The following is a 13,079-nucleotide window of genomic DNA, read 5'->3' as shown; positions in this document are numbered from 1 at the left end:
CCACTTTCCAGGCTTTCTTTCAACTCTTTGGAAGAATACGCAGGTGCGACAATATTTTTCACCTCCGAAAATTCTTTGATATTTTTCACGTAGCTGTTTATCAAGCAAACGCCTATCTGTAACCACGATTACCGAATCGAATAATGGGTTTTCGACTCCTTTGCTGCCCGGAACCTGATCGTTTTCAGGGTAGGTTTCAATGAGCTGATAAGCAGCCCAGGTAATAGAATTGGACTTTCCGGAACCAGCAGAATGTTGTATCAAGTAACTTTTTCCAACACCAAACCGACTGGCATCGGCAATCAGTTTGCGCACCACATCCATTTGATGATAACGTGGAAAATACAAACGCTTTTTGGCTAACGGATCGGTGTCCTTGCCATCGAACCGGACAAAGTGTTGCATGATGTTAGCCACACTTTGCCGTGTAAGCACTTCATTCCAAAGGTAAGCGGTTTTGTGTCCGAGAGGATTGGGTGGATTGCCTTTGCCGTAATCATCTCCCAGGTTGAATGGCAAAAAGAAAGTGTTTTTGCCGTCCAGCTTTGTCGTCATGTACGCCTCGTCGGTATCCACGGCAAAATGCACCATACATCGGCCAAAGTTCAGTAGCGGTTGTGTAACGTCCCGCTCATTTTTATATTGATTTTGCCCGTGAAACTTCGCGTTTTGTCCTGTCCAGTGGTTTTTAAGCTCCATGGTCGCGAATGGTATACCGTTCAAAAACAGCACCATATCAATTTCCTCGCCGGGTTTGGTGAGGGAATAACGTACCTGCCGCGTTACACTAAACTGATTGCTCTCGAACTTCTGTTTGATCGCCTCACTACTACTGGCCAATGGCAGCACATACAGAAATGTAAAGTGCGCATCTTCCACATCCAAACCTTTACGCAGAATACTGATGATTCCTTTCTTTTTCAGCATCCGGTCAAGCCGTTCCAGTATTTTCAGTTTCCAGTCACTTTGCTTTTGCAACTTGGTCAGCTCGTCTTTTGAGTTGTTTCCAAAAAATCCCACAGCCTCACCTCGTCTACCGCATAACGTGCATTGAAATCACCTGGCAATCCCAAATAATACCCCTGACCGCTTCTGTATAGCGGCCTTCGTTCTTGGAGTGTTGGAAGTGATGAAATGGGTTTCAGATATTCTTCCAGGGTTGTTCCTGTTAACTTTTTTTCAATGGCAGATTCGAGGGCGGCTTCGTTGGTTTGGCTGGGCATCAGGAGGTTTTAGAAATTACTAAAATTAGGTTATATTTGAAGGTATGAAATTATTTGAAAAATATTCCAAGCTGCGCCAGAAGGCATATGTTACATCCATGGTCACCGATATGGTTAGCGGTAGCATGGCGTTGGAAAATCAGGAAGTTCCCCAGCCACAGATACAGGCTATCGTCATTGCGCTGCTACGTGAAGCAGAATTAAAAGGCCGTGAGTTCATTAAGAATTAGGTTTGTAAGTCCATGAGCATCGCCTCCGTCCGCTTTTCGTAAGGCCTGAATATACTCTTTTCTAGCTTCCCCTTCTCTGTGATACAATTGTACCGGTTCAAATCCTTTTAGCATCGCCGCCGCATTTAGAAGTAAGCGGGCGGTGCGTCCGTTTCCATTATTGAAAGGATGAATCCATACAAAGCGGTGATGTAAATAGGCTAACAACTCCGCGACTTCAACCTTTTCCTGTACAAATTTCAATCTATAATTTACATCATCTGCATACTGGTACATCAAGTTCGGCACTTGTGATGGATGAGGTGGAGTTAACTTCCCAACCTGAACTTCTATCGTCCTCCATTTTCCTGCCCAATCATACAATTCACCAAAAGCAGTCCTATGAATGTTCAGAATCAGACTTATATCAAACTCAGCTTCCTCGTCCAGTTCCTGAATCATGATTTCAGATTTCGCAATACCACTAGCCTCATATAAGTTCAAAAGATCTTTTTCTGCAATATTAGCAGATTCTCGTCAATTGAAGGTGTATAATTCGTCCCGTCAGTCATGTTGTTTTGGAGTTTGATCCATTTATTTTTGATTGCTATGATTACCAGCAATTAATCAGATGTAGAACTGTCAATCTTTCCAAAACGTTAAATGCTCGCCCGGCTGGCAACAATAAAGCCTCTCATCAAATCAACCGAGTCAGTAAGTTGTTGAAAGGTATATCTTATGTTGTTTGCATTCTCAGGGTGGTGAATCTGATGTCTTATGTACTCTGTCAATATTACAGGAGTCGGACCGACCGTACCGTTTCTAAATATCTTATTGTACGTAACGGTTTGTTTTCCCAATCTATATGCGCCAAGGAGCTCCTCAGCTTCAATATATCCATAAAGCTCATTGTGGTATTCTTCCGTCAAGTCTCTAAATGCTATATAATTAATTTCATTTAATGACGGATACGGTAATTGATGAGGTATAATACTTTCAATGCATTTGCTTCCAACTGCATCAATTGAAACCAATCTCAGATGGTCAAAATTGAGCCCTTTGACAATTGTACAACTATGGGTCGTAAGTAACACCTGCGTGTTTGCAGCACTAGCCAACTGCTTAAAAGCTCTGATTAGCATTTTTTGATGGTCCGTATGCTGTGACGTCTCAGGCTCTTCAATAGCATAAATGATTGATCTCGAATTGCCTTGCTGCTGCCTTCGCTCTGCCTCTGCTCGGAAGAAGTTCAATAACACAAGCCGCTTGATTCCACTCCCTCTTTTATTGATTGGAATATTCTCATCACCGGTTATCGAAACTGATTTAAACACGTCAGCCCATTTCAGAGCGTTGGCGGGAGGAATTATCGGCTTTAACGACGAGGCGACTTCCGGATTCATTTCCCGTAACTTTTCCAAAGTGCTATTGGAAACATCTATCAGGCGTTGCTCAACACGCTCAGCGACATCTGCCAATAAAGCAGTAATCGTGGCATCTGCCATGATCTGCTTCACAGCCTCTTTGAGTGGATCCTGTACTTCACTGTCGCTATCGCTATTCTTTCTGTCGGACTGGAATAGTGTATAGAGCGGTAAATACGTTTGCAGCTTTTCCCAAATATCCTTTGTATCTCCTTTGGTTACGTCAAGCTCAATCTCTCCAAGTTGCAAGTCTTCGGCAAAGTGATTCCAAATAGCCGATCGCATCTCCGCGTTTACAGATTGATTCGAGCATTCTATGCTATTGTCTTTGACTATTTTCTTTAACTCTGCGTTCTTCTTAACCAACAAATCTGCACAATTAGAGTTATTGGGATGATTTGCATTGACGAATACTTTGGCAGCGCCCGCATTTGGATACCTCTTGATCACCTCCAAACACCCATCAGAATTAAGCAAATATTCGCCTTCGAGCGTAGTTTCGTAAGAACTGTCAATCACCACCGAAGCTGGCAAATCATCAAAGAGCACGGCAATTGATATATTAGTATCCCGGCAGCTAGTGCAGTCTTGTTTACATCGTCTTTGTCGAGTTTTACAACCCCTTTACCATCATTGAAGAAAATATCCAAAGCTTCCAGCACGGTAGACTTTCCGATATCGTTTTGCCAACAATTACAGTCAAGTCATCGAAGTCAATGGAGGTTTCGTTGTAATAACCCCGGAAGTTTTTAAGACGTAGAGATTTAATGCGCATTTTAAAGGTAGTTTTATGGAGGATTTGTAATTGTTATTGAATTCTAGGCGATCTTTATTTTCCCCGTCACCGCACTATTAATCAAAGTCGATCTGTACTCCTTTAATTTTTCAATCTCTTTTTTTCAGGGAAATGGCGGTGGCAATTTTGCTGGTGACATCCTTCAAGTATTCAAAGATTGCTTCTCTCTCTTCCTTCGGAGCAATGATAACAGGAAAATTTCCAAGTTTCGTGCTATTAGTAGAAGCTAGATTGGTTGTTTTTTGCTGTATTGGTAAAATATTTTCTACCATAATCTGATTCCATTAATATAGAGGCAAATTGGGGCGAGATTACAGAAGTATCTACCCGAACCGCAAAACATGATTTTGGTGTAAGCAATTTTCAATTTCTCCATTCCAAACTGTACCTCTTCCAAGCTTATCTAAATCTCCACCTTCCGTCACCAGAATGTCTCCTTTTCTAACTAAATATTTATCCGCTTCTCTTTTAGGCATACTAATCTCAGCCATTTGATCAAGATTAAAATAACCTGATTGTACATTTGCAACCCTCAAATATGGGTAGGTTATAACATTCTTAGATACGTAACTTTTACCCAATGTTATTCCACTTTGAACAACTGAAAAATATTTCAATTTCTTCACTTCCCAATTCTCCGGAATCTCCCCAATCCATTCTACTCCCGAGTCCCTCATCTTCACATCCGGATCTAACCCCCGCGTAACAGCATTGTGAATCAGTATTTGCCTGCGATCTTTGAGTAATTCTATTTGTTTTTCTTTGATGGAAATGGCTGGTCAATTTGGGCCGTTTTACGATCGAGGAAATTGGCGATGGTGGTTTGTTCGGCGAGGGATGGAATTGCCACAATGATGGCTTTCATTTCATCATATCGTGTAGTCCAAAGGTCAGCAACGATCCCATGTCCCATTCGATAAAACTCTTCGATGAAAGAATAACTTTTTAGATAGTAATGACAAAACTTTGAATTTAGATTCTTTGGCTCCATCACAATATTATCAAAGAAACTGAGCCATCCAGATTTGAAACACCGCTTGATCCCTTTATATCTGACCGACTATTAATAACAAAGTCTCCTGACTTAACGAGCTTTCTGTTGTCTCCATCATTACTTTTTGCCGCGCTGTCAAGTTGCGGCAAAATTCCATTTTTAGTTACTGAAAGAGGTGCAAAGTCTTTGTCAGAAACTTTTGTGCGCCTTTCTTCAAATCTTGTCCCCAATCGAGTTAGCTCCCAATTCTTTGGAACTTCTCCTAACCATTTTACGCCCGAATCCCTGTACTCACTATATTTCTCAAACATCAAATATGATCATTTAAAACGTCCACACCTTCACCCATAGCTAAAATCTCCCGAATCAACCCATCACTTTCCGCTTCCAAAGCCAATATATCAGCAGCCACCTCTTCAATACTTCTCAAAGGCTTGTGGCGGTAGAAATACTTATTGAAACTGATCTCGTAACCAATTTTGGTAGCATCCAATGATATCCAGGCTTCTTCCACGTGGGGTTTTACTTCGCGTAGAAAGTACTCGTATATATTCTCTTTAAGCGTTACATTCTCCGTATCCCGCAAATCGCTTTCCGTTTCGTATTGCAGGTATTCGCCTTTTTTATTGGTTGGAAAATATCCATGGTCGGATAGTTGCTCTTCTGTACAGTTTAGGTAATCCAACAGCTTTTCCAGTTTTTCACCCGGCAGTTTGGTAATTCCTTTCACTACTTTTTCGGCCCCGGCATCATACCAGCTCACTGCATTCAGGATTGCGTTCTTTTCAGAAGAAGACAGTTTGGCACCTTGCTTTTAAGAGCGGCATCTACTTTTTCCTTGAAAATATTGAAGTCGCTAAATTCTGCTGTACCCATTGCCGCCAGCAAATCCGTCGCATTGTTCAACAGATCCAACTGCTTTTGCCAGGTATCTTTGCTGGTGAGGGCTTTGGCTTGTTTGGCGTTCAGGCTCAGGTCGTTTTTTTCACAGTAATCCAAAATCGCCTTTTCGTGTGCTGCGAGATTGGTGTACACTTCTTCTCCAAATTCTGTATATGCCCAGGTCATGGGTTCGCGTAAGGACTTGTCGAAACGGAGGTCAGCAATGCGTTCTTCGGTAAACTGTGCTTTCAGGCGTTTTGGCCGATCGATGGTCACTTTGTAATAACCAAAATCGGCATTTTCAAAAACCTGTGAAGCAATACCATCATCGCCTTGGCGTTCGATTGCTTCCAAGCTGGTGTACACCTGCACAATCTCTTTGATGTGCTCAGGAGCAAATTCACAGTTTTTGTTACCCAGGTTTTTGCGAAGCTTGCGGTAAAGCTGTCCGGCGTCAATAAGCTGCACTTTTCCCTGGCGGTGCGGTGCTTTGTTATTGCTTAAAATCCAGATGTAAGTCGTAATGCCGGTATTGTAAAACAAGTTATTGGGCAACTGCACAATCGCTTCCAGCCAATCATTTTCAATAATATAACGGCGGATATTGCTCTCCCCGCCACCAGCATCACCCGTAAACAAGCTCGAACCATTGTGTACAGACGCAATGCGCGAGCCAGTTACGCTTTTCTCTTTCGATTTCATTTTAGAAACCATTTCCATCAGGAAAGCAGCTGGCCGTCCGACGAACGCGGCGTAGCATCCGCATCATCCTCCACGCCCCAGTAATCTTTCAGTTTGATCTGGAAACGCGGATCAATAATATCTTTTCCATCCTTGATATACTTCTGTTCACTCGCCCAGGATTTCCCATAAGGCGGGTTGGACAGCATAAAATCAAAACTCGTTCCGGCAAATTCATCCGTAGAAAGCGTAGAGCCCACCCGGATATTCTCCGGATTGTTGCCCTTGATCATCATATCCGACTTACAGATTGCATACGTTTCGTCGTTGATTTCCTTGCCATACAGATACACATCACCTTTTGCGCGGATCTCGCCCTCTTCATCTTTGATAAAATTCTGAGATTCCGTGAGCATACCACCACTTCCACAAGCAGGATCGTAGATCGTCATCACTGGCGGCAGCTTATCTTTGATCGGATCAAAAATAATATGCGTCATCAGGTCAATCACTTCACGCGGCGTAAAGTGCTCCCCGGCTTCCTCATTATTATCCTCGTTGAATTTCCGGATCAGCTCTTCAAAAACATAACCCATTCCTAAATTGGAAAGCGGCTGTAGCTTGCGACCATCCGGGTCCACCTTTTCAAAAGGCGTCAGGTTGATGTAAGAAGAAGTAAATTTTTCCAGTACGTTCAGCAGCACGTCCTTACTGGCCATGTGCCGCACCTGACTTTTCAGCTTAAACTTGTCAATGATCTCCTTCACATTGGCACTGAAACCATTGAGATATTCTTCAAAATTACCTTGTAAAATTTGCTGGCTGTTGGTGGCAGTGCTGTGCAGTCGCTGCAAAGTCCATGGACTCGTATTGTAAAATACATAACCCGAAGCCTGCATCAGTCCGTTTTCATCCCATTCGGTGAAACCTGCTTCGTCTTTTTGAAACGCCAATTCCTCCATCACAGCTTCTTTAGTAGGTTCCAGTAACGCATCTAACCGCCTCAATACTACCATTGGAAGAATTACATCCCGATATTTCCCACGCACATATACATCACGCAGACAATCGTCTGCAATGGACCAGATAAAAGAAACAAGCTTATTGTGTACTGTATTATTCATGTAATTTGATAAAATCGTAAAGGGTTGTTTGCTCCTGCTCTGTAAAATAGTCTGTTTTAAGGGTGTCCTAAAACAAAATTTTGATTTTGACTAGAAATGAGACAAATTAAGCTCTCGATTCAGCCGGGGTACTCTGCTGAAAGCAATATAGATAAGGCATCTAGATCTTTTGAAGTAATTTAATGACCCTGGCCTTTAAAAATAATAATTTTACAAAATCAAGCTTCTTGATTATAACCGTAAGGAGACTCAATATAACTAGTAAGTAAGTTCACAACTAAACAACCACTGGATGAATTTAAATATTTACTCTGACAAATTCGAACCGATAAATGTGTACATCAAAGACATTCTGGAACTAGATAAATATGATCCAGTTATGTCAGTTGTAAGGTCAAATTTTCAACTTAACATAGCCCAGTATTTAGCATCTTTAAACGCAGAAAGTAGGAAAGATCCCGCAGAGGAAATCAGAAAATCTTCCACTATTCTTGGTAGTAATATAGAAAATGCTATCGAAGTACAAAAGGAAATATATTTAGACATCGGCAGAAAGTACGCATGTACTATATTTATGTTTGATTTAGTTAAAAAGCCCATCGAGGTAATAGACATACAATTATTTTACGAAATCCTTTTTTCCGAATATCACTTTCGACAGTCTGATGCTTTTCTTATCGATCAAAGCGGGCTTACACATCGATTCCCAAGATATCAAGATATCCAGTCCAACCTAGATAAGTTGATTGAGGAATTTAAAACCTTACAAGAAGATAGTGAGCTTCATCCTTTAGTTATAATAACATACTTTCATTACCGACTATTGGCCATCCATCCATTTCCTGACGGAAATGGTCGTATTTCAAGACTGATATTGAATGTCATGCTGGAAAATTCGGTGAAACTGACCACCCAATTCGGTTTAAACTGACCACCTGTTCCGGGCGAAATTGACCACCCCATTTCGGATCAAACTGACCACCTGATTCCGGAGTAAACTGACCACCTGAGAGATTAGAAAATGCTGTAGAATCAACCATATTTTTGGCACGAACCAATCGTGTAAAAGGTATGGCCAATTCGACAATCAGCATGAGCAAAATAAGACAGATTTTACGGATGTACAGCCAGGGCCGCAGCAAGCTCTGGATAGCGGAACAGACAGGTGTTTCCCGCAATACCGCTAAGAAGTACATGACCACTTTTGATGCGAGCGGACTTACCTTTGAACAGATCAACAGCCTGAATGATAAAGAGCTGGATGACTTTTTCGGAACGGTTAAACAGCAGCCACCGCAAGACAGATTGTTGAATCTGCAACGTTGTTTTCCGCAAATAGACAAAGAATTAAAACGGACAGGTGTTACCCGTCATATGCTTTGGGAAGCCTATAAAAAGGAATTTCCGGAAGGATTTGCTTATACCCAGTTTTGCTTTCATCTGACCAAATGGAAGGCCCGCGTTAACCCTGTGATGCATCAGGACCATAAGGCCGGCGATAAGCTGTACATCGATTTTGCAGGTGTTAAATTAAGTATTGTAGATAAAGAGACTGGTGAATTAACTGAGGTTGAAGTGTTTGTGGCTATCCTGGGAGCGAGTCAACTCACTTACGTGGAAGCAGTCAGTAGCCAGCAAAAAGAAGATCTGATCGCAGCTTGCGAGAATGCACTTCATTATATCGGTGGTGTGCCGGCAGCAATTGTTCCGGATAACCTTAAAGCTGCTGTTATAAAAAGCAATAAATACGAACCTACGCTGAACGAGGCCTTTGCCGATTTTGCTGATCATTATGGGACTACGATATTACCTGCACGCGCTTACCGGCCAAGAGATAAGGCGTTGGTGGAAGGTGCTGTCAAAATCGTTTACAGCCGTATTTATGCGCCTTTAAGAAAGCAGGTTTACAACTCACTGACAGAGTTAAACGCAGCTATATTGATTGCTCTCGAGGCTCATAATAACCAACTGCTTCGGGGCCGTAATTACAGTCGCAGACTCCAGTTTGAAGAAATTGAGCGCAGTGCTCTGGCCCCGCTTCCGATCCTGCATTATGAGTTCAAAAAACAGCTACATGCCACTGTAATGAAGAACGGACATGTCTGCCTGAGCGTTGACAAGCACTATTATAGTGTCCCATACCGGTTTATCGGCAAGAAAGTCAAGTTGTTGTATTCCAATTCTGTGGTTGAAGCATATTATCATTACGAACGTATCGCCCTTCATAAAAGGCTTAAAAGTCCCTATAATTATTCTACCGATAAAGAACATCTGGCCAGTACACACCGCTTCGTAACAGACTGGACACCAGATCGATTCTTGGAGTGGGCTTCCTCGATCCATGAAGATGTCAGGTTGTATATTCTTAAAATCCTGGATCGCAAACAGCATCCCGAACAGGCCTACCGCTCCTGTATTGGTATCCTCTCTTTTGCGAAGAAAGCTGGTGAACAACGCCTGATCAGCGCGTGCCAAAGGGCTTTAAGCTATGGTATCTACAACTATAAAACAATCCAGACTATACTGGAAAAAAATATGGATCAATATGAAGACAGCCTGTTTGCAGACGAATTACCCATGCCCAAACACGATAATATCAGAGGCGAAGACTATTATCAATAATCCTTTAAACAATTAATAAAAATGAACACAAACACTTTGGAAAAGTTACGCAAGCTAAAATTTTACGGCATGTTCCATGCCTTTAAAAGTAGCCTGGAAAGTGGAAAGACTAATGATTACACGGCGGATGAGCTTTTAGCTCATCTAGTTGACGCTGAATGGGATGACAGAAATAACCGTCGGGTCGAACGCCAGATCTTGTACGCACGGTTCCGCTATAAGGCCATGGTCGAAAATATCCACTATCATGCTGATAGAAGTATTGACCGTAATCAGATCATGCGCCTAGCAGAATGCTCCTTTATTGGCCGAAATGAAAACCTACTGATCACAGGCAGTACCGGAATCGGTAAAAGCTATGTAGCATCTGCGATTGGTCATCAGGCATGTATACTTGGCTACCGCGTAATGTATGCCAGTACTCCCAAATTGTTTGCCAAACTCAAAATGGCCAAGGCGGATGGATCCTATATCAAAGAAATTACAAAAATAGAACGGCAACAACTTCTTATCCTGGACGACTTTGGTATCCAGCCGTTCGATGCCCAGAGCCGGGCAGCACTGATGGAAATCATAGAAGACAGGCACGGAAAAACATCCCTGATAATTACTTCTCAGTTGCCTGTTAGCAAATGGCATGAAGTAATAGGAGAAAAAACCATTGCTGATGCCATTTTAGATCGTATAGTACATGATGCACACCGGGTTGAATTAAAGGGGGAATCAATGAGAAGAAAACGAAAAACGGAGCTCGAAACCAGCTACGAATAATTATAACTTTTATTTACTAATTTTGAATCGCTTCTACTAGCATTTTCTACTACCGGCCGCCAGTTAATTAGGTGGTCAATTTGCCACGGAATCAGGTGGTCAACTTCTCCGAAATACCCACGGATGGATCCTATATCAAAGAAATTACAAAAATAGAACGGCAACAACTTCTTATCCTGGACGACTTTGGTATCCAGCCGTTCGATGCCCAGAGCCGGGCAGCACTGATGGAAATCATAGAAGACAGGCACGGAAAAACATCCCTGATAATTACTTCTCAGTTGCCTGTTAGCAAATGGCATGAAGTAATAGGAGAAAAAACCATTGCTGATGCCATTTTAGATCGTATAGTACATGATGCACACCGGGTTGAATTAAAGGGGGAATCAATGAGAAGAAAACGAAAAACGGAGCTCGAAACCAGCTACGAATAATTATAACTTTTATTTACTAATTTTGAATCGCTTCTACTAGTGCATATTCCACTCTATAGTTTACCACGATTCCGCTACAAAGTTTACCAGGCATTCCGCTGGAAAGTTTACCACTGTTCCGGGGCAAACCTTACCAGTTATTCCATTGGAAAGTTTACCACTTATTCCGGAGCAAACTTTACCACTTTTGGATAAATTGGGTTAATAACGACCTGACATTCCGACGTATAGTTTACCAGTTATTCCGTCGGAGCGCCGACCGCTGCAAAGTTTACCACTAAGGATTTAAAATACGCTGTCTGATACATTTGATTACGATCAAAATCTATCAGAGAATGGCTAACAAATCCCTTAGTATGCAAAAAATACGTCAAATACTGTTGCTTCTTTCGCGCGGTCATTCAGAGCGATCCATAGCGAAACAGACCCAGGTCTCACGGCCTACAATTCATCATTACAGCGTTATATTCTCGAGTGCTGGGAGTGATTATAATTATAGCACACTCATGGAGCTTACCGACCAGGAGTTAAATTTGCTGGTTGAAGGCGGCAAGTCAGGTAAGGTGCAAGTTCCTGATCTTCGCAAAGTACATTTTTTTGAGCAGGCGGACTACTTCATTTCGGAGCTCAGAAAGGTCGGTGTGACACGCTATCTGCTTTGGCAGGAATACCTGGAGGCTTATCCAGATGGTTTTCAATATTCGCGGTTCTGTGAGTTGCTGGATTCTGCCATGAGTACCAGAAAGCCCAGCATGCATTTATACCATATTCCAGCAGAGCTGATGGAGGTCGATTTTGCAGGCTCCAAGCTTCATTATGTTGATCAGGATAGTGGCGAGGTAATCGAATGCCCTGTGCTTGTCGGTGTGCTTCCTTTTAGCGGCTACTCTTTTGTTCAGGCTCTTGTGGATGCGAGTCTTCCACAAGTCGTATCGGCTTTGAACAATATGCTGGATTATCTAGGTGGTGTACCCCTAAACGCTATCTCGGATAACATGAAACAGTGGGTGAGTAAAACCTGCCGATACGAACCTACCTTCCCAGAGATGCTTCAGCAATGGGCTGTTCACAATCACATCGGTTTACTCGCTACGCGACCTGCCTCACCGAAGGATAAGGCATCTGTAGAGAACCAGGTTCTGATCACGTACCGACGTATTTATGCGCTTCTGCGAAATACCACCTTCCATAGTCTGGCGGAGATAAATACAGGAATTATGCAAAAACTGGAAGAGCATCACCGGAAGAATTTTCAGAAGAAAACTTACAGCAGACAAGAACTTTTCGTCTCTCAGGAGCAAGGTTTATTACAGGCTTTGCCTGATACAGTCTACCATCTGAGACATTACACCCGCGGTAAAGTACATAAAAACTACCATGTAGTTATTGGGGAAGACTGGCACTTTTACAGCGTGCCTTTTACCTATGTTGGAAAAGAAGTCCGGATTGTTTACGACAGTGATCATGTAGAAATATATTATGGACATGGACGTATTGCGCTGCATACCAGAAACTTTAAGAGTCATGGATACAGTACCCAGTTGGAGCACATGCCTGAAAATCATAAAATAATAGCGCAGCAAAAAGGATGGGATCCGGAATACTACCTCAGAAAGGCTTCTGAAAACGGCCCATCTACCCGTGCTTTTTTCGATGAGTTGATGAAGAGCAAGATCACCATTCACCAAGCCTATGGTCCCTGCCTGGGCATACTCAGGTTGGTGAAAGAGCACGGAGGGGACAGAGTCGAAGCAGCCTGCAAAAGAGCCCTGCAAGGCCATAAGTACAACTATGGTGTAATCAATACCATCCTGGAAAACAACATGGATCTTCTGGCAGAAGCCAGTGAAGCTCATTCGCCAATCCCTGCACATAATAATCTCAGAGGAGCGGAGAACTACAAAACAAAGTAACCAACC

The 13,079-nt window shown here is 42.5% G+C and carries 16 protein-coding genes and 1 pseudogene; 6 read left to right on the top strand and 11 right to left on the bottom strand.

Features of this window, described 5'->3' with window-relative positions:
• Both KOE27_RS08175 and KOE27_RS29610 read right to left on the bottom strand, forming a co-directional pair.
• On the bottom strand, positions 1-978 hold a 978-nt coding region (locus tag KOE27_RS08175), incomplete at its 3' end, for a type I restriction endonuclease (RefSeq protein ID WP_229252557.1).
• A gap of 5 nt (positions 979-983) precedes the next feature.
• Positions 984-1,223, bottom strand: a complete 240-nt coding sequence (locus KOE27_RS29610; RefSeq protein WP_229252558.1) for a hypothetical protein — start codon at positions 1,221-1,223, stop codon at positions 984-986.
• 44 nt (positions 1,224-1,267) lie between these two features.
• Here KOE27_RS29610 and KOE27_RS08170 point away from each other — a divergent pair, with 44 nt between their 5' ends.
• A complete protein-coding gene (locus KOE27_RS08170; RefSeq protein ID WP_137340549.1) occupies positions 1,268-1,453 on the top strand; it encodes a hypothetical protein in 186 nt (61 codons plus the stop codon).
• On the opposite strand, the gene KOE27_RS08165 is transcribed toward KOE27_RS08170, so the two are convergent.
• From KOE27_RS08165 to KOE27_RS29595, 9 genes and pseudogenes are all read right to left on the bottom strand, one after another.
• Positions 1,424-1,894 carry a Fic family protein gene (locus KOE27_RS08165; protein WP_215236840.1) on the bottom strand — a complete coding sequence of 157 codons (471 nt, stop codon included), beginning with the start codon at positions 1,892-1,894 and terminating at the stop codon, positions 1,424-1,426. The two genes, KOE27_RS08170 and KOE27_RS08165, sit on opposite strands and share 30 nt — an antisense overlap.
• 197 nt (positions 1,895-2,091) lie before the next feature.
• The gene (locus KOE27_RS08160; RefSeq protein ID WP_406566842.1) at positions 2,092-3,417 is read right to left on the bottom strand and encodes an ATP-binding protein; all 1,326 of its coding nucleotides are present in this window, start codon (positions 3,415-3,417) and stop codon (positions 2,092-2,094) included.
• Positions 3,372-3,631, bottom strand: a pseudogene (locus KOE27_RS30030) (AAA family ATPase). Before KOE27_RS30030 ends, KOE27_RS08160 begins: the two are co-directional and overlap by 46 nt.
• 110 nt (positions 3,632-3,741) lie before the next feature.
• The gene (locus KOE27_RS08155) at positions 3,742-3,924 is read right to left on the bottom strand and encodes a restriction endonuclease subunit S domain-containing protein (RefSeq protein WP_215236842.1); all 183 of its coding nucleotides are present in this window, start codon (positions 3,922-3,924) and stop codon (positions 3,742-3,744) included.
• Positions 3,925-3,975: 51 nt separating this feature from the next.
• Positions 3,976-4,329, bottom strand: coding sequence for a restriction endonuclease subunit S domain-containing protein (locus KOE27_RS08150; protein ID WP_215236843.1), 354 nt, complete (start codon positions 4,327-4,329; stop codon positions 3,976-3,978).
• Between the two features lie 313 nt (positions 4,330-4,642).
• A complete protein-coding gene (locus tag KOE27_RS08145) occupies positions 4,643-4,957 on the bottom strand; it encodes a hypothetical protein (RefSeq protein WP_215238300.1) in 315 nt (104 codons plus the stop codon).
• Positions 4,957-5,409, bottom strand: coding sequence for a hypothetical protein (locus KOE27_RS29605; RefSeq protein WP_229252691.1), 453 nt, complete (start codon positions 5,407-5,409; stop codon positions 4,957-4,959). The genes KOE27_RS08145 and KOE27_RS29605 overlap by 1 nt, the downstream gene beginning before the upstream one ends.
• Before the next feature lie 5 nt (positions 5,410-5,414).
• Entirely contained in the window at positions 5,415-6,230 is an 816-nt protein-coding gene (locus tag KOE27_RS29600) for an HsdM family class I SAM-dependent methyltransferase (protein ID WP_229252690.1), read from the bottom strand.
• A gap of 17 nt (positions 6,231-6,247) precedes the next feature.
• Positions 6,248-7,333: a type I restriction-modification system subunit M gene (locus KOE27_RS29595; protein ID WP_229252689.1), complete on the bottom strand. Its 1,086-nt coding sequence runs from the start codon at positions 7,331-7,333 to the stop codon at positions 6,248-6,250.
• 292 nt (positions 7,334-7,625) lie between these two features.
• Here KOE27_RS29595 and KOE27_RS08135 point away from each other — a divergent pair, with 292 nt between their 5' ends.
• The 5 genes from KOE27_RS08135 (at position 7,626) to istA (KOE27_RS08115) (ending at position 13,073) form a co-directional block, all read left to right on the top strand.
• On the top strand, positions 7,626-8,264 hold the full coding sequence (locus KOE27_RS08135) for a Fic family protein (protein WP_215238299.1): 639 nt from the start codon (positions 7,626-7,628) through the stop codon (positions 8,262-8,264).
• Positions 8,265-8,404: 140 nt separating this feature from the next.
• Positions 8,405-9,955 carry an IS21 family transposase gene (gene istA / locus KOE27_RS08130; protein WP_215236846.1) on the top strand — a complete coding sequence of 517 codons (1,551 nt, stop codon included), beginning with the start codon at positions 8,405-8,407 and terminating at the stop codon, positions 9,953-9,955.
• Positions 9,956-9,976: 21 nt separating this feature from the next.
• Positions 9,977-10,726, top strand: coding sequence for an IS21-like element helper ATPase IstB (gene istB / locus KOE27_RS08125; RefSeq protein WP_215236847.1), 750 nt, complete (start codon positions 9,977-9,979; stop codon positions 10,724-10,726).
• A gap of 80 nt (positions 10,727-10,806) precedes the next feature.
• Positions 10,807-11,160 carry an ATP-binding protein gene (locus KOE27_RS08120; RefSeq protein ID WP_304488613.1) on the top strand — a complete coding sequence of 118 codons (354 nt, stop codon included), beginning with the start codon at positions 10,807-10,809 and terminating at the stop codon, positions 11,158-11,160.
• Between the two features lie 335 nt (positions 11,161-11,495).
• The gene (gene istA, locus KOE27_RS08115) at positions 11,496-13,073 is read left to right on the top strand and encodes an IS21 family transposase (RefSeq protein ID WP_310590060.1); all 1,578 of its coding nucleotides are present in this window, start codon (positions 11,496-11,498) and stop codon (positions 13,071-13,073) included.
• The last annotated feature ends 6 nt before the right edge of the window (positions 13,074-13,079 follow it).

The organism is Dyadobacter sp. CECT 9275 (genome assembly GCF_907164905.1).
In the GTDB taxonomy this organism is placed as follows: domain Bacteria; phylum Bacteroidota; class Bacteroidia; order Cytophagales; family Spirosomataceae; genus Dyadobacter; species Dyadobacter helix.
Note: the sequence above shows the minus strand (reverse complement) of the source record. Positions and strands in the feature narration are given on the sequence as shown.

Coding starts and splice junctions, on each gene's coding strand:
- KOE27_RS08150 (WP_215236843.1), bottom strand. CDS start 4,329: ATGAGGGACTCGGGAGTAGAATGGATTGGGGAGATTCCGGAGAATTGG.
- KOE27_RS08165 (WP_215236840.1), bottom strand. CDS start 1,894: ATGATTCAGGAACTGGACGAGGAAGCTGAGTTTGATATAAGTCTGATT.
- KOE27_RS08135 (WP_215238299.1), top strand. CDS start 7,626: ATGAATTTAAATATTTACTCTGACAAATTCGAACCGATAAATGTGTAC.
- KOE27_RS29595 (WP_229252689.1), bottom strand. CDS start 7,333: ATGAATAATACAGTACACAATAAGCTTGTTTCTTTTATCTGGTCCATT.
- istA (WP_215236846.1), top strand. CDS start 8,405: ATGGCCAATTCGACAATCAGCATGAGCAAAATAAGACAGATTTTACGG.
- istA (WP_310590060.1), top strand. CDS start 11,496: ATGGCTAACAAATCCCTTAGTATGCAAAAAATACGTCAAATACTGTTG.
- KOE27_RS08170 (WP_137340549.1), top strand. CDS start 1,268: ATGAAATTATTTGAAAAATATTCCAAGCTGCGCCAGAAGGCATATGTT.
- KOE27_RS08155 (WP_215236842.1), bottom strand. CDS start 3,924: ATGGTAGAAAATATTTTACCAATACAGCAAAAAACAACCAATCTAGCT.
- istB (WP_215236847.1), top strand. CDS start 9,977: ATGAACACAAACACTTTGGAAAAGTTACGCAAGCTAAAATTTTACGGC.
- KOE27_RS08145 (WP_215238300.1), bottom strand. CDS start 4,957: ATGTTTGAGAAATATAGTGAGTACAGGGATTCGGGCGTAAAATGGTTA.
- KOE27_RS29610 (WP_229252558.1), bottom strand. CDS start 1,223: ATGCCCAGCCAAACCAACGAAGCCGCCCTCGAATCTGCCATTGAAAAA.
- KOE27_RS29600 (WP_229252690.1), bottom strand. CDS start 6,230: ATGAAATCGAAAGAGAAAAGCGTAACTGGCTCGCGCATTGCGTCTGTA.